The 15,577-nt window shown below is 52.7% G+C and carries 12 protein-coding genes (1 of these 12 cut by a window edge); 2 read left to right on the forward strand and 10 right to left on the reverse strand.

The genetic code is table 11. The features are described from left to right. The 6 genes from lpdA to B5D39_RS11395 form a co-directional block, all read right to left on the reverse strand. Positions 1-961, reverse strand: partial view of a dihydrolipoyl dehydrogenase gene (gene lpdA / locus B5D39_RS11370; protein ID WP_078790591.1) — the 5' portion only. The gene continues 491 nt to the left of window position 1, outside the view; the window shows 961 of its 1,452 coding nt (coding positions 1-961); it begins with the start codon at positions 959-961; its stop codon lies off the left edge, out of view. Positions 962-969: 8 nt separating this feature from the next. Next, positions 970-2,385 carry a DUF4384 domain-containing protein gene (locus B5D39_RS11375; RefSeq protein ID WP_078790592.1) on the reverse strand — a complete coding sequence of 472 codons (1,416 nt, stop codon included), beginning with the start codon at positions 2,383-2,385 and terminating at the stop codon, positions 970-972. 7 nt (positions 2,386-2,392) lie between these two features. Then, positions 2,393-5,659: a caspase family protein gene (locus B5D39_RS11380; RefSeq protein WP_078790593.1), complete on the reverse strand. Its 3,267-nt coding sequence runs from the start codon at positions 5,657-5,659 to the stop codon at positions 2,393-2,395. 140 nt (positions 5,660-5,799) lie between these two features. Then, positions 5,800-6,966 (reverse strand): cysteine desulfurase NifS, encoded by a 1,167-nt coding sequence (gene nifS / locus B5D39_RS11385; RefSeq protein WP_078790594.1) that lies wholly within the window; start codon positions 6,964-6,966, stop codon positions 5,800-5,802. A 2-nt stretch (positions 6,967-6,968) separates the two neighbouring features. Next, positions 6,969-7,829, reverse strand: a complete 861-nt coding sequence (gene nifU, locus B5D39_RS11390) for a Fe-S cluster assembly protein NifU (protein ID WP_078790595.1) — start codon at positions 7,827-7,829, stop codon at positions 6,969-6,971. Between the two features lie 116 nt (positions 7,830-7,945). Further along, a complete protein-coding gene (locus B5D39_RS11395) occupies positions 7,946-9,364 on the reverse strand; it encodes a phosphoglucomutase/phosphomannomutase family protein (protein ID WP_078790596.1) in 1,419 nt (472 codons plus the stop codon). 209 nt (positions 9,365-9,573) lie between these two features. On the opposite strand from B5D39_RS11395, the gene B5D39_RS11400 reads away from it, so the two are divergent. Together B5D39_RS11400 and B5D39_RS11405 are read left to right on the forward strand one after the other, a co-directional pair. Beyond that, on the forward strand, positions 9,574-9,864 hold the full coding sequence (locus B5D39_RS11400; RefSeq protein WP_078790597.1) for a PxxKW family cysteine-rich protein: 291 nt from the start codon (positions 9,574-9,576) through the stop codon (positions 9,862-9,864). 72 nt (positions 9,865-9,936) lie between these two features. Further along, positions 9,937-10,386, forward strand: coding sequence for an NUDIX domain-containing protein (locus tag B5D39_RS11405; RefSeq protein WP_078790598.1), 450 nt, complete (start codon positions 9,937-9,939; stop codon positions 10,384-10,386). Here B5D39_RS11405 and B5D39_RS11410 read toward each other — a convergent pair. The 4 genes from B5D39_RS11410 to gcvH all read right to left on the reverse strand — a co-directional run bounded on the left by B5D39_RS11410 (position 10,356) and on the right by gcvH (position 15,576). Further along, positions 10,356-12,773 (reverse strand): putative bifunctional diguanylate cyclase/phosphodiesterase, encoded by a 2,418-nt coding sequence (locus B5D39_RS11410; protein ID WP_078790599.1) that lies wholly within the window; start codon positions 12,771-12,773, stop codon positions 10,356-10,358. The genes B5D39_RS11405 and B5D39_RS11410 overlap by 31 nt on opposite strands. Further along, the gene (locus B5D39_RS11415) at positions 12,770-13,597 is read right to left on the reverse strand and encodes a menaquinone biosynthesis protein (protein ID WP_078790600.1); all 828 of its coding nucleotides are present in this window, start codon (positions 13,595-13,597) and stop codon (positions 12,770-12,772) included. Before B5D39_RS11415 ends, B5D39_RS11410 begins: the two co-directional genes overlap by 4 nt. Beyond that, positions 13,597-15,084 (reverse strand): TolC family protein, encoded by a 1,488-nt coding sequence (locus B5D39_RS11420; protein WP_078790672.1) that lies wholly within the window; start codon positions 15,082-15,084, stop codon positions 13,597-13,599. Before B5D39_RS11420 ends, B5D39_RS11415 begins: the two co-directional genes overlap by 1 nt. Before the next feature lie 102 nt (positions 15,085-15,186). After that, positions 15,187-15,576, reverse strand: a complete 390-nt coding sequence (gcvH, locus tag B5D39_RS11425; protein WP_078790601.1) for a glycine cleavage system protein GcvH — start codon at positions 15,574-15,576, stop codon at positions 15,187-15,189. Between the last annotated feature and the right edge of the window lies 1 nt (position 15,577).

Consider the following 15,577-nt stretch of genomic DNA (forward strand, 5'->3'; position numbering starts at 1 on the left):
TGGTCTGATAATTTTCATCCACCTGCATTCTTCCATTTTGATCGAAACAGATACCGACATCTTCTGCACCCAGCCCTGTAACCAATGGCCTACGACCAATGGCCACCAACAGCCGATCACAATCAATCTCACTGTTTTCATCGCCAGAGCTAAACTGGATCATAGCCTTGGCACCCAGACGACGCAGTCCGGTTACTCTGGTATTCAGGCGGAACTCAATGCCCTGTTTTTTCAGGGTTCGTTGCAGATAGTCCGCCACCTGACGATCACTGGAAGGCACAATACCCGGCAGGGCCTCCATGACCGTTACCCTCGCCCCCAGACGGCGCCAAACAGATCCCAGTTCCAGGCCGATATAGCCACCACCAGCCACCACCAGATGGTCCGGCACCTGATCAAAGGCAAGCGCTTCACGTGCAGAGACAACCAGTTCGCCATCAAAGGGGATGTTGGGCAGCGGAATCGGCTCACTACCGGTTGCCAGCAGCACTTTAGCCGCCCGCAGTAACTGCGGTGCCTCAACCGGCTGCTGATCACCATTGGGGAAACTCAACTGAAAGATCTGTTCCACTGCCACCTGCTGCATCCCTTCAGCATCCAGACCTTTCAGTCTGGCTGACCCGGTAAACAAGATGATCTTGTTTTTTTTAAACAGATAGGCAACGCCATCAGTCAGCTTCTTAACAACATCATCCTTACGGGCCTGCATGGCTGCAAGATTCAGACGGGGCGGATCAATCTCAATCCCATGCAGGGCAAATTTATCCCGCGCCAGGGCAAAATGTTCACTGGAGTCAAGCAACGCCTTACTGGGAATACACCCTTCGTTCAGACAGACACCACCCAGGGTGGCCCGCTTTTCAACCACCGCCACCTTCATACCCAACTGACTGGCCCGGATGGCAGCAACATACCCACCAGGACCCGCACCGATCACAATCAGATCAAACTGCTCAGACATATCCCCTCCTACTTCGGTCTGGTCTGCACAAACAGACTATCTTCATACAGTGTCAGCCCCTGCTGCTCAGCCACTCCTTTAAAATAATCCACCAGATCAAAACCATTGATGATCTTTTGCCCTGCCAACTGCTGCTGGATAACATCACGACGCACCAGAGAGCGAGTACCACCACTAAAGCTCCTGGCTGACACTTTATCGGAAATAGCCGGTACCGGCAGAGGCTTCTCGGCAGCAAACAGCTTCACCACGTCTGTGCCAAAGGGAGGTTCAACCACAATCTCCCAGCTATCCCTATCACCTGGAACAGTATGAATCAGACCAGCCTGCAGCGGAACCTGCTGCTGTCCTGGGCCGGGATAGAGCTGGCTGACTTCATTTTTGGCGTTGATACCAAACAGATAGACATACACCGGCCTGGTGACCTGCATCAAAAACTGGACCTTTTCACCGGCCCGATAGACCTGATAGCGATCTCCTTTGGTGGTGTTCAACTTGACCACCTGCTGGTTTGCCTGACCTGCCACATCTGCCACAGCTGCAAGGGTGCCCGCTGTCTGGTTAACGGTGCTATAGGGTATCATACTCCGTTCAATCGTCTCATCAGCACTTCCCAGCACCCCACCCTTCAAGTTCTTCAGGGTCATGGCAACCGTTACCCTGCCAGCCCCTTCCAAATAGTAGCCCTCCAGGACGGCATCGGCACCGCTGAACAGTGCGGCGCTGGTATCAAGGTTCTTCACCTCTTTGGCCTTGGCTGCCAAGCCACGGGTATTGGAGAGCGAACGGGTCACCGGCTGTTCTTCAAGCACCTCAAACTGTTGACTATTGACCAGAAAACTTCTGGCCTTGGCGGTTACGTACTCAGAAAACTCGCTTGAATAACGGTTCTTACGCTCCACCACCGGGCTGATAAACACCTTCAGTCCGCTCTTACCACCACCAGTCTTCTGCACTAACCGCTTCAGTCTACTGTCCATTGACTCGCTGAAACTCTCTTTTGGAAGCTTGTTCATTGCCAGTGCCGCAGCAAGACTCTTACAGTTACTGCTATCTTTTGCCGGGCAGTATTTTATGAAGATTCGCAAGCGGTCACCGTCGCGCTGATAACTAGCTCCCACAACTTGGTCAGCCTGTTCCATGAAATCAGTAAAGCTGAAGCCAGCGGACGAAAGGGCACTTTCAAGCTCATTTACAAGAAAGGCTGAGAGATTTGACGTCTCGCCACTGACACTATCCTTGACATTGGCCTTATCCAGATACAGCTTTTTAGCTCCGTCAGACTTTTCTTTCAACTCAGTTGCCACACCAACAGCCAGCTCTTTCAACGAAGCAGGCTCAGAAGACCAGAAGGCATACGATGAAACCGGATTCAGCAAACACCAGACAAAGAGTACACCTGCCAGCAAGAAATGATGTATCATGTACGCCTCACTTTATCCCAATTGGAAAATCTAAACCGATCAGAGCCTTTTGCGGCATCTGTTCATAACCCCACTTTTTCATGGTTAACTCCGGCAGGGTTTCTTCCACGAACAGGGCCAGATTGGTGATGGTAATACGCCCAGACGTATTGGCGGCAGCCCCCTGTAGCCCCTGCAGCAGGATATAACTGAAGACTCCGTGCCCCTGATGTCCTTCCAGGGCAACCTGATCACGAGAGCTGGCAGCCAAAGTCGCTCTGCCAACACTGCGAGCCAGCTTGCTCAGGGCGGTGTGTTCAGCTGCGGTCTGTCCCGCCATTGCTTCGCTGAACGCTCCGCTGCTGCAGGTATCAATCAGGAACAGACTCCTCGTGGCCTTGATCGAACTGATATATTGTTTGAAATCATGCATTGATATCCCTTGGCGAGCAACAGACGCTCCATTATTGAGACGGAAATCTGCCGGAAGAAAATAGTACATGCCGTCAAGCTCATCAGTCAGGCCATGACCAGCCAGAAAGAGTACAAATACATCTCCCCGTTCGACCTTGGCGCTGATGCCTGCAAAGATCTGTTCCAAGCCGGGCCTGGTCACCTGTTCGTCATAGAGGCGATAGACGTCAACTCCCGCAAAGAGTTTCTGAGCTTTTTCAGCAACTAGTTTTGCCACGTTATCCGCATCGTTGACTGAGTACTTAAGTCCCAGCGCCCTTTCCTGATAGCTGTTAACCGCAATGGTCAGCAGATGCAGTCGCGGCTTAACCGGTTTCGGCGCATTATAGCGCACGACAATCCGGCTGCGTTCAGACTCAATGCTGTTGGCCCGGTTGAACGCCATCAGCTCAATCTGATTCTCACCGGCAGCCAGGGTAACGACCCGCTCAAAACTGATGCAGTCACCTTTCCTGTCTTTCGCAAGCACAACCAGCCCCCGGTTTGACTGTTCAAAGATGATCGGCATCTTGTTGAGATAAAGGGTTACATCACCAAGACCGCCACCGGCATCACACAGCTCTGCCTGCAACCGCATGTCACGCAGACCGGTTGCGCCTGAGGGCGTTAAAAACCTTACCTTGGGCGGCATTGTTGCCGCCGTGACCAGACTGGCCAACGCCGTCTTCGGTTCGGCCTGCTCAGATTCGGCCACCACAGTCAGAGGCAGTGCAGTTTCCTGCTCCATTTCATCAACCGGCTCTAGCTGTTGTTGTGGCAGACGCCCGACATCCCCCTGTTGTATGCCTGCACGTGCGGCTTCAGCAGCTAACAGACCCTTCTGCTCTGCAACCGCCTGTTCCTGTTCCTGCCTGCGTTTACGTTCCTTAGCGTCCCGCTGTTCCCTGGCCAGCGCCTCCTGATCTGTCTGCTTTTTCAGGGCCACGACTGGCACCACGTGACTGTCAGGCACAGCCTGGGCCATCCGGCCGTCGGCCCGTATCTGCAAGCGTTGCAGATACGTGTTAAGGTTTTCACCGACAATTGCCCTGTCCAGCAGATCAGGCCGATATAGCAGATCAAACATGCGCTCTGCACCAACCATGATCGCAGCCTGTTCAGCACCACGGTTCATCTGGAAACCAATCAAGTTCTCCGAACCGCTGCCATGATCAAAAAAGCCGTCCGGGGTCCAGAGAATCCAGCGTTTCCTGTCGGGGTGCGGAAAAAAGGCAAAACGTTCTTTACCGTCCAGCATGCGAAACCAACGGATACTGCCATCATCCAGCGCCGCGACTAACGTACTGTCATCGGCCGACAAGGCAACATCCCAGACCGTAAACGGCGTCCTGTTCTTCCAGAGGAGTGCCCCCTTGGCAGAATAGACGCGGATGAAGTGACTGGTACCCAGGACGAACCCTTTTTCGTCATGACGGATTGCCAGACTCTGGCTTCGTTCCAAAGGGATAAAACCGGACAGAGGGGCGCGATTCAGCAACGGCTGAGCCCCTCCCTGCCAATGCTGGACGTCAAGCCCTTCTGCGGTAAAGCGGTGGGGCAGCAAGTTCTCCATCGAAGGATTTACTGCCACCAGGCGCCGCTTTTTCAGGTCAAACCTGGCTGGCGCCTGACCATTACGTTCGTAGCTAAACAGTACTGAAGCCGCATCAGCCGAAATCCGGAACAGATCATGGTTCTTCTGAAAGTCCGACGTTGCCAGAAGATGAAAATACGCCGGCTGGCGTTCCAGCACGGCAAGATTACGTAACCCCGGCTTCTTCCCCCGCCCTACCTCTGCTGCAGACACAACCGTGGTGCGGCCCTCAGGTGCCAGTAGCCCGAAACCAGTTAAGCGGGAGACAACAGCCAGCGCTCCACTCTGCAACGGAAGGAGCTGGGTAATGCCGCTCTTGCTCGGTAACAGCACCAGTTCCTGAGGAAGGAGCTGTTCACTGGACCAGGTTACCAGCAGTTTGCGGCCATCTTCAGACTTGAGGTTTCCGGCAGCCAGAAGCTGCTTGCCGTCACGGGACCAAGCCACACTGAAAAAACGTCCACCGGGACGTTGCAGTACGCTCTCAAACCTGCCGTCTGCCGCAGTGCGCAGTTCAACCTGATGACCATCGCCATAAACCAAGGCCAGATACCTGTTGTCAGGTGAAAGGGCCATGGAGAGTATTTTAGTTCGTTCTTCAGTCTGTACGGCATACACCCGCCCCCCGTCAGGAGCGTAGTACCGAAGCTGTCCTTGGTCACTACCGGCCAGCAATCCCCCCTTCTGGTCAAAAACCAGACCGAAACAGGTGCCGTTCAGAGATGCGTCAAACATCAGCCGCTTACCGTCTGACACCCTGACCAGATAGACTCCCCCAGAGCTGTGCAGGCCGACTGCCAGGTTTTTTCCGTCTGGCGAGAACGCAAGTCGCTTGAGCGGCTTGGGAAAGCCGGTTAGCCGCTGACGCATCTCGCCATTAGATGCATCAAACAGATAAACAGAGTAACTGCCGTCCCAACTTACCCCGGTCCAGCCGGCAGCAGCAACCAGCCTGCCATCGGGGCTAAGGGCGACGGCATGCAGCATTCCCTCGGCCCCTGCCGCAATTGGCGGTCTGATAGTCCTGAGCAGCCTGCCGCTGGCAGTTTCCCAAAGTTTAACAGTCTTATCAGCCGAGGCGGTGGCCAGCAGAGCGCCATCACCACTGGCAGAGACATCCATAATCTTGGCGCTATGCAGATCGGCCTGAATCCGGATGGTTGGCGTAATCGGAGGCTGTCCTGCATGGACCGGCATCCGGAGTAGTGCAACACAGAGGCATATCAGCAGAATAAGCAGGCGGTTCATTTAAATTCTCCGGTACAGGTCTCGTACTAACTGGCAGACAGTATACCAGCTTCGGCAGTTATTGCAGCAGCCAGAAATGAAAAAGCGGGGCACAAGGCTCCGCTTTTTCGTAATCCAACTGCAGGCTGGCAACAGGCAGCCTACTTCAGAAACTCCCGCCCAAAGGGAGACATCTGCCGCAGACGGGCAATAATCGCTGGCAGTTCCTTGATCACTGCATCAATCTCTGCATCAGTGGTATAGCGAGAAAGAGAAAACCGGATTGAGCCATGGGCGCAGGTAAACGGCACCCCCATAGCCCGTAATACATGGGACGGTTCCAAAGAACCGGAGGTACAGGCACTGCCGGACGAAGCGCAGATCCCCAGTTCTGACAGCAGCAACAGGATCGCCTCTCCTTCTACAAACTCAAAGGCGATTGAGGTGGTATTGGGCAGACGATCTGCACCGCCACCATTAATACGGGCATGTGGAATGGCTGCCAGCAGCTCTTTTTCAAGATGATTACACTTGGCCTTAACTGTGGTGTTCTCTGCCTCCATAAACTGACCAGCCAGTTGGCAGGCCTTGCCCAGCGCAATAATAGCAGCTGCGTTTTCAGTACCGGCCCGGCGGCTCTTTTCCTGATGTCCACCAACCATCAGCGGACGGAACGGGGTGCCTTTGCGAACATACAGGGCACCGATCCCCTTAGGGGCGTGTAGTTTATGACCGGACAGAGAAAGCATGTCGATCTTTGAGGCAGCCATGTTGATTGGAATCTTACCCACCGCCTGGACTGCATCGGTATGAAACAGGGCACCGTTAGCCTTTGCAATGGCTGCGGCCTCTTCTACGGGAAAGATCACGCCGGTCTCATTGTTGGCCCACATGAAAGAGACAATGGCGGTGTCATCATCAATCGCCTTTTTGTACTCATCCATATCCAGCCGACCTGCGCCATCTACCCCGATCTCAGTTACCCGGTAGCCTTTGGCAGTCAGGTTGCGGCACTGGGTCAGCACTGCCGGATGTTCAACCCGGCTGGTGATGATATGGCGACGGTCTGGCAGCACCTCAAGGGCAGAGCGGATTGCGGTGTTGTCGCTTTCAGTGCCACAGGCAGTAAAGATGATCTCATCCGGCGAGGCTCCCAGCAGATCAGCCACCCGCTTGCGGGCCTCGGTGGTCTTGCTCTGCACCTGCCCACCAAAGTAATGCATGGAGCTGGGGTTGCCATACAGCTCGCAGAAGTACGGCTTCATCTCTTCAAAGACCGCTTCATCCACCTTGGTGGTGGCATTATTATCCAGATAGATTACCTGCATGGCTATACCTCCTGAACACGCAGGCCGTCATAGACCAGCTCACGTAATTTCATTTCCACAAATTTTGCGGTGTTACCGGAGGAGGCGCAACCGGCACAGGCCTTACGGAAGGCGATCTGGACATGGTCGCCATCAATATCAATCAGCTCAAGATCGCCACCGTCAGCACGCAGCATGGGGCGGATATCCCGCTCCAGCACTTCCTGCACCAGTTGCATCTTCTTCAAGTTTGAAAGCTTGGGCTTGGCAGCGGCCTCTTTGGCCTGCCCCAGGACCTCGGCAATCAGCTCCTTGATCTTGGGAATACAGCTACCGCAGGCCCCACCGGCCTTGGTAAAGTTGGTGACCTGCTCAGAGGTGGTCAGACCGTTATCAGCAATCACTTTTTTCAGGAAGGTGTCGGTGATACCAAAGCATTTGCAGACCAAGGTTCCCTCATAGTCAGGATAGGCATGTCCATGGTCATGTTCTGCATCATGGTCAGGTACTTCCAGTCCGCGATATTTGAAGATGGCAACTTCAAGCGCTTCCTGCCCCATCACTGAACAGTGCATCTTTTCTTCCGGCAGGCCGCCCAGAAATTCAGCAATATCCTGATTGCTAACTGCAAGGGCCTCGTCCAGGGTCTTGCCTTTGACCATCTCAGTCAGGGCAGAGGAAGAAGCAATGGCACTGGCGCAGCCAAAGGTCTGGAACTTGGCATCAACAATTTTTTCCTTATTGTCATCCAGCTTCAGATACAGCTTCAGGGCATCGCCGCAGGCCAGGCTGCCCACTTCGCCCACAGCATCGGCATCAGGTATATCCCCCACGTTGCGGGGGTTCAGGAAATGGTCTTTAACTATTGGTGTGTAATCCCACATAGATCCTCCATTAGAGTGCTAAATTGATATTCATTTTGTTCGTACAACAATTACCAGACCTGATCATAGCAGACCAAGGTGAGGCAGGATTTGTCCTGCATCAATTTTGTTCAAAATCAGCCTAGGATAAAACTTCTACCAGCTGCCATTACTTCAGTCAGACGTGCCTCAGAAGATGCCTCGCCGTAAAGCCGCACCACCGGTTCAGTACCGGATTTACGAAACAGCATCCAGGAGCCGTCTGACAGGATCAGTTTCACCCCATCAACGGTAATAACATCAGTTACGGTTGAGCCCGCAATCTCCTTGGGCACCGCAGCAACCTTGCCGGGATAGGCAGCTTCCAGTTCCGGTGAAAGCTTCAGGTTGTCACGACGGGTAATAAAGCGCCCGACTTCGCCATACATCCTCTCAAGCAATTCCCGTACCGTCTTACCCTCACGGGCCACCATCTCAGCCACCAGGAAGCAGGCCAGGATGCCGTCTTTCTCAGGCACATGGCCCTTGATAGTAAGTCCGGCACTTTCTTCACCACCGATCACAATCTTGTCTTGAGTGATCAGCTCTCCGATATATTTAAAGCCAACCGGTGTCTCATAAACAGGCACACCATGTTTTTTTGCTACGGCATCAACAAAATGGGAAGTTGCGACACTACGGGCCACGCCACCGGTCAGCTTGCGGACCCGAATCAGATAATCCAGCAGCAGGGCAATAATATAGTTAGGCTCAATATAGGTACCATCGGCATCAAGGATACCGAAACGGTCTGCATCACCGTCAGTGGCCAACCCGAGCCGGATAGTGGGGTCATTTTTCACCAATGAGATAAAATCAGGAATGTGTGCCTCAGACGGCTCTGGCGGTTGTCCGCCAAAATATGGGTCAAGGTGGTCATTGATAATGGTATAAGGGATGCCGAGACTTTTAAGCGGTGCATCCAGATAACCTCTGGCTGTGCCGTAAAGGGGATTCAACCCCAGTTTACCGATTGTTTTCAAGGCATCAAAATCAACCTTCTGTTCCAGGGCAGCCAGATAGGCCCCATGGGGGTCAATCATCTCAAGCAGGTTACGCCGTTTAGCCTCTTCAAGGGACAGCTCACTGTAGCAGAAATCCCCCATCATCTCATTGGCACGTTTTTCAATCTGCTTGGTGGTCTCTGGCAGGGCTGGTCCACCCCAGGAAGGAGAAAATTTGATGCCATTATATTCAGGCGGATTATGGCTGGCGGTAAAGTTAATCCCACCGGCAGCGCCACGCCGCAGAATTTCAAATGCAATCACCGGTGTGGGGACATCACGGCTACAGAGCAGCGCCTTGATCCCGGCCCCTGCCAGCACTGAAGCGGCTTCTTCCGTAAATCGTTTGCCCATAAAACGGGTATCACGGCCAATAATCACCCCTTTATCCGCCTCACCGGTAGATTTCAGGTAGTCTGCAATGGCCTGGGTTACAATCTTGACATTCTCAAAGGTGAAATCTTCACATAGAATTCCACGCCACCCGGAAGTGCCGAATGCAATATGAGCCATGATCCCTCCCCCAAAAGAAAATAAGACAGCTTTGATCTTGTTACGCTACTATAGAAGCAGAGCCAGCGTCAAGTCAAACGGCATGCAAAAACTACTGTCTGATATATTTTTTATAGACAGTTAGATCAGTTTTTGGTATTGACTTTTTCTTTTCAGAATTGCTACAGTTTAAATTCAGTTGAACTGAATCACTTTGAGGAGGATGAAGTATGCAGTGTCAAACCGTGCTTCCCGGTACCGAGTGTACCTTCATGGCAAAAAGCGGATGTGTATTCCCTGAAGGTTCCTGCCAGACCGTGGTAGAGAACTGTGAAGGTTGTGAACGAATTGTTGAAGGCAGCATCGGTCAGGTCTGCGGCGCCTATCCGGCACCTGCCAAGAAGTGGGCTAATGGCATCTGTAACTTTGCTACCCACGTCAAGGTAGAGATCAAGATCGAAGACCTCAAGGTCAACCCGCTCAAGGCTTCCAAGAAGGCATCTGGCGGCAAGAAGAAGTAACTTCATCCATACATTGTACAAAAAAAGGGAAGCTCCGTGCTTCCCTTTTTTGTACCTGTTCAGGAGACAACCATGTCCTTTACCAGCCTTACCTGTCCTGCCTGCGGTGCAGCGGTCAAACAGTACCGCAACCCGCTTCCCACGGTGGATATCATCATTGAACTGGACAACAAAATCGTCCTGATCAAACGCAAAAACCCGCCCCATGGCTGGGCTCTGCCGGGCGGATTCGTGGATTATGGTGAATCTCTTGAGGCTGCTGCTATCAGAGAAGCGCAAGAAGAAACCAACCTGACGATCCACAACCTGAAACTGTTAGGCTGCTATTCTGATCCGGCCAGAGATGAACGGATGCACACCATTACAACGGTCTATGTTGCCCAGGCTAGCGGCACTCCCCAGGCTGCTGATGACGCGGCAGAACTGGCCCTGTTTCTCCCAGAGCAGCTCCCTGCCCCGCTTTGCTTTGATCATGCCCGGATACTGGCCGATTATATCTCCTTCAAGGCAGCATGCCCTTGAACCAGTTCACCAATGCACTTCTGCCGTAATACCTTCAAAGCCTGATCTGCCGGTAATGGCCGGCTGATCAGGAACCCCTGTACCTGATCACAGTTGTTTTCCCGCAAGAAATCCATCTGCTGTTTTGTTTCAACCCCTTCAGCAATCACCTTCAGATTGAGACTACTACCCATGGCAATAATTGCCGAGGCGATCGCTGCATCAGTGGAGTTGCTCTCCACATCCCGCACAAATGATTTATCAATTTTCAAGGTATTCACGCTGAAACGTTTCAGGTGGGACAGCGATGAATAGCCGGTACCAAAATCATCAATTGAGATATGAATCCCCAGACTGGAGATCTCGTTCAGTACCTCCACCGCATAATCGGGATTCTGCATAATCACGCTCTCGGTAATCTCAAACTCAAGCAGTTCACCGGGCAGACCTGTTTCTTCAAGGATTGCACGAACCGTTTCAACCAGACGGCTGTGCTGCAACTGGTAACCTGAGAGATTCACCGCAACCCGCAAGCCCTGCATACCATCCTGATGCCAGGCCATATTTTGACGGCAGGCCTCCCGCAACACCCATTCGCCCAGATCAACAATCAGACCGCTCTCTTCAGCCAGCTGAATAAATTCGGTTGGCGCCAGCAGGCCCAGCTCGGGATGCTGCCAGCGCACCAAAGCCTCCGTAGCCACGATACAGTCGCTGGTGACATCCAGCTTAGGCTGGTAGTAGAGCCGGAACTCACCGCGATCCAGGCCACGTCGCATGGAGTTGGCAATGGTGAAACGACGGGAGGCGTTCTGATCCATACTATCATTATAAAACTGGATATTGTTCCGTCCCAACGCCTTGGCATGATACATGGCGACATCCGCCTTCTGCATCATGGTTTCAACATCATCCTCATCATCAGGATAGGTACAGACACCGCCGCTAGTGGTCACAAACAGTTCATGGTTACGAATTACAAACGGCTGACCAAGTTCAATCAGCAGATTATCACATAATGAGCTAATATCAGCCCGATCTGCGACATTCAACATCAGCACAACAAACTCATCGCCACCGATCCGGGCAACGGTGTCGGTCTCACGGAAACAGCCTTTCAGACGTTGGGCAATCATCCTGAGCAGATCATCCCCCACAGCATGTCCCAAGGTGTCATTGATGATCTTGAAACGGTCCATATCAAGGAACAGCAATGCAAAACGGGAGTGCATCCGGTGAGCGAGGGCCCGGGCCTGTTGCAGCCGATCATGCAGCAGGATACGATTGGGAAGCCCGGTCAGCACATCATGGTGCGCCAGCTTGATCAGCTCACGCTGGGCCAGATTCCGCTCTGTGATATCGTGGCAGACCCCCCAGATCATCTGGTCAGGCGTCTCATTACAGCTGGTTGAAAGGCTCACCTCCAGATCCAATGTCCTGCCAGCAACCGGAGAGTTCAGGCGCATCTCAAAGTGGCCAACATCCACCTGCCTGATTACCTTTCCAAACTGGCGAATCAACACCCCCCTGCCTTCCTCATCGGTCAGATTAAAAAGACTGGCACCACCAGATAGCGCCTCCAGTGGGCCGATCATATCCTGACCGATCTGATTCAGGTACAACAGGGTTCCATCCTGACGGCAGCAGAAAATCAGGTCATGGGCAGTAGTGATAAAGCCGGTCAGCGCCTCCTCACTCTGTTTAACCTTCTGGTGATCAGACCGGATCTTATCCATCAGGAAGGCCCCAAAGAAAGAAACCGCAGCATTAACTCCGGCAACCCAGAGCCACATCAGCAGTTCAAACAGGATACTGGGGCTTTCTTCCTCCATAAACGGCATCCTGACCGTTGCAATAAAATCAAGTTGTTCAGCCACGAGAAGCACCCCGTAAAGGGCGGCCCCGATCATGCCGATTCCCCAGACCTCCCGTTTTTTTTCAAACAGAAAGGCCGACTCCAATGAGATCAGCAGATAGGCTGGCCAGAGCCAGCTGACCACACCACCGCTCCAGTGAATTGCAGCCGTGACAAACAGCAGATCGACCAGCACCTGCAGATAGATCACTAAACGACAATTTTTCCAGACACTGCAGGGGAGCGAGGTTAGTGGAAAGGCAATTACAAAAAAGATTGCGGCAGCCTTTAACGAGAAGCTCCATTGTTCAAGATGGAAGATCGGCAGATCAATATCCGGGGCAAACAAAAGTTCAGCCAGCAGCACATAGCAGAATAACGCAGCCAACATGGCCCAACGCAGCTTAACCATCAATGAAACACGGACACACTGTTCAACCAGCCGTTCTCCGATAGAGCGATTCCGGGCATCCGGCTGGATCAACTGAGACAGCGAATCAAACCAGGCGGCATCAGGCGGTGAACTGTTTGTTTGAAGAGATTCGGGGGTCATGACGGAAAGAACTTCAGCTGCGGTCTTGAGGTTATCAAGCCCAACTCAGCTGCCAGTTGATAAAAGCATTCAAGTCCAGCCAAGTGGGCCTCATCCAGTTGATAGGTGATTGCATTACGCCAGTAATCCGCCAATGGCTGGACACCAACCCAGGCAGCCTCCGGCGCCTGGGCAGCCAGCAGCCCGGCATCAGGTATAATCCTCTCGCGGGCCTGTTCCAGCAGCCTACTGAACTGAGTTAATGCGCCTTCTTTTCCTGCAGCTGAAGTCCGGTTAATCAGCCAGAGTGCATAGACAAAAGGCAGACCAGTCAGCTCCATCCACTCCTGTCCAAGGTCGTAACAGTAGACACCGGCACTGCCTGATGCCGCCTGCAAAGCACGATCACCGATCAACAGCAGTCCTGAAGACTGCTGTAATGCTTCCTGCCATGGCAGGGACGTTGTCTGCAAAGAACAATCGGACAGCCCCCAGCGCTTAGCCAGTAAAATATGAAGCAACACAACCGATGTTGCCGATTCACTGGTCACCAGCAACCGTTGGCCAGCCAGCTCCTCCGCCGGACGGGTGGTAAAAAAAAGCACACTTTTAACCGGACCTACAGAGCCGATACAATGCCCCGGCAGAATGGCATATTCATCTGCATGGCGCGAGAATTCAATTGAAGAAGAAATACAAATATCAATCTCACCGTTAGCCAGCTTGGCATTCAGCGTTGCCGGCACTCCATGCACAATGGTGGTTGTCTCGCCGGGCAGTGTTTTTTCTAACTGCATAAAGAGCGGGGTGCAATTTGCGTAGTCAATCCGTCCGATTCTCAGCATCAGTTCACGCTCTTGTAAAGGGCATCAGGATCAAGGGTAACCAGCCGCACCTGCTCTTTGGCAAGAATTTCGCCGGTTGCCTTCCAGAGCTGGGTAATGGCGTTGGCATAGGCAACTTGTGCCTTAATCTGGTTATTCTTGGCAGTGGCAAGATCATTTTCCACATCAAGAACATCCTTGGTGGTGGCAAGTCCCACTTCTGCCTTACGCGCAAAAGCCCGTAGCCGTTCTTCGGCAAAGGCTCTGCCCCTGTCTGCCACCTCAAGCTGCTTATAGTTCGCCTCAATAGCCCGAACAGCCGAACGAACATCATTGGCTATCAACTCCTCCTGGTTCCTGATCTGCAGGGCCGACTGATCAAGCTTCAAACGATTTTTACGATATTCATTTTCAGCAGCCCGGTTTCCCAGCGGATAGCTAAAGGTTAATCCCATCCCCCAGGCAGGATAATTGCCTGATGAGAGACGATCCATATCCCGTGGATAGGTATCACCAAGACCAACAGTTGCAGCAGACGCAGAAAAAACAAGATCAGGACGGGTTCTGTTACCGGAGACCCTGGTTTGCAGTTCAAGCAGTTCCAGGTTACGCTTCAGCTCCTTTAACTCTGGACGGTTGGCCAATGCGCGCTTGATCTCGCTCTGTTCCGAGACCTCGTAACGTACCTTTGAGGGCACCTCAACGACAGCAATCCTCTCGCCTTGAGGCAGTTGTAGCAGTTGAACCAGCAGATCAACCTGGTCCTGCAGCGCCCGTTCCGCATCAATCAGCTCTTTTTCACGGCTGGACACCCCGAATTCAGCATTCAGTGTCTCCATGGCAGGCATAACACCTGCCTTGACCCTGGCCTGCGTCTCACTCAGAACTCGACGGGCAAGATCAAGTGACACTTTCCTGACCTCCAGCTCTTCCCGTAGACTGTAGAGTTTATAGTACTCAGTCCGCACCTGGGCCACCACACTGATCAGTTTGGCGCTCAGCTTTTCAAGAGAAGCATCTTTGGTCAGACGGGCAGTATCAATGGTCAGTTCGGTGGGTTCGCGGCCAAAGTTCTTCAACAGAGGCTGACTAAAGGTCACTCCCAGGTTTGACTGCCAGTATGATGACAATCCGCTTGAGGTCGAGGTTACATCAGAGGAGAGATAGCTGTTATTAAACCCCAGAGTTGCAGTGGCACCCGTGGGCAACAACTGGCTGACACCGGCATTAAACTGGGTATTTTGATTCCAGTATTTTCCTGCCGCCTGGGTGGTGGAGTAGGAGGTTGTTTCGTTGTAGTTTGCCTGCAGATTAAGGGTTGGATTGTAGATGCCACGGCTTTTCTGGTATTCAGCTTCCTGCTGGGCAGGGTTATACAGTTCTACTTTCAGATCAAGATTCTTCTCTACAGCCATTTTAACGGCATCGGCCATGGTCAGCCGCACCGGTTCAGCCTGCAGACACGCAACAGCCCCAAAGCTGAACACCATACACAAAGCAAGAATCATCTTCACTACAGCACCTCACTACGATCTGCGAATCACCCTTCTTAAATGCAAGATGGGCGGGATTTCCATCCCGCCCATCTTATACCACACTTAGAAGCCGTTTTACACTTCCTTGTCTTCTATATAGTCAGCGTAATCATCAGCCGACATCAATGCCTTCAATTCATCCCGGTCTTCCAGTTCCAGCTCAAGCAGCCAGCCACCATCATAGGGATCATCATTCAGTAATGAAGGGGTATCAAGCGCCTCCTCATTCACCGCCAGCACCGTACCGGTTACCGGTGCATACAGTTCGGCCACGGTCTTGCGGGCCTCGATGGAGCCCATAGAATCTTCCTGCTCAACCTGATCACCTTCATCCGGCAGTTCCACCGCAGCAATGGTGCCCAGTTCCTCCTGAGCAAAGTCAGTAATCCCCACCACTGCCCGGTTTCCTTCAATCCTCAGCCAGACATGCTCCTTGGAATATTTGAGTTCTTCAGGGAATTCCATA

It is taken from the genome of Trichlorobacter thiogenes (assembly GCF_900167465.1).
Lineage (GTDB): Bacteria > Desulfobacterota > Desulfuromonadia > Geobacterales > Pseudopelobacteraceae > Trichlorobacter > Trichlorobacter thiogenes.

Excerpts from the sequence above, each read along its gene's own strand:
- B5D39_RS11375 (WP_078790592.1), bottom strand. The coding sequence starts at position 2,385 with ATGATACATCATTTCTTGCTGGCAGGTGTACTCTTTGTCTGGTGTTTG.
- B5D39_RS11380 (WP_078790593.1), bottom strand. The coding sequence starts at position 5,659 with ATGAACCGCCTGCTTATTCTGCTGATATGCCTCTGTGTTGCACTACTC.
- nifS (WP_078790594.1), bottom strand. The coding sequence starts at position 6,966 with ATGCAGGTAATCTATCTGGATAATAATGCCACCACCAAGGTGGATGAA.
- nifU (WP_078790595.1), bottom strand. The coding sequence starts at position 7,829 with ATGTGGGATTACACACCAATAGTTAAAGACCATTTCCTGAACCCCCGC.
- B5D39_RS11395 (WP_078790596.1), bottom strand. The coding sequence starts at position 9,364 with ATGGCTCATATTGCATTCGGCACTTCCGGGTGGCGTGGAATTCTATGT.
- B5D39_RS11400 (WP_078790597.1), top strand. The coding sequence starts at position 9,574 with ATGCAGTGTCAAACCGTGCTTCCCGGTACCGAGTGTACCTTCATGGCA.
- B5D39_RS11405 (WP_078790598.1), top strand. The coding sequence starts at position 9,937 with ATGTCCTTTACCAGCCTTACCTGTCCTGCCTGCGGTGCAGCGGTCAAA.
- B5D39_RS11410 (WP_078790599.1), bottom strand. The coding sequence starts at position 12,773 with ATGACCCCCGAATCTCTTCAAACAAACAGTTCACCGCCTGATGCCGCC.
- B5D39_RS11415 (WP_078790600.1), bottom strand. The coding sequence starts at position 13,597 with ATGCTGAGAATCGGACGGATTGACTACGCAAATTGCACCCCGCTCTTT.
- B5D39_RS11420 (WP_078790672.1), bottom strand. The coding sequence starts at position 15,084 with ATGATTCTTGCTTTGTGTATGGTGTTCAGCTTTGGGGCTGTTGCGTGT.
- gcvH (WP_078790601.1), bottom strand. The coding sequence starts at position 15,576 with ATGGAATTCCCTGAAGAACTCAAATATTCCAAGGAGCATGTCTGGCTG.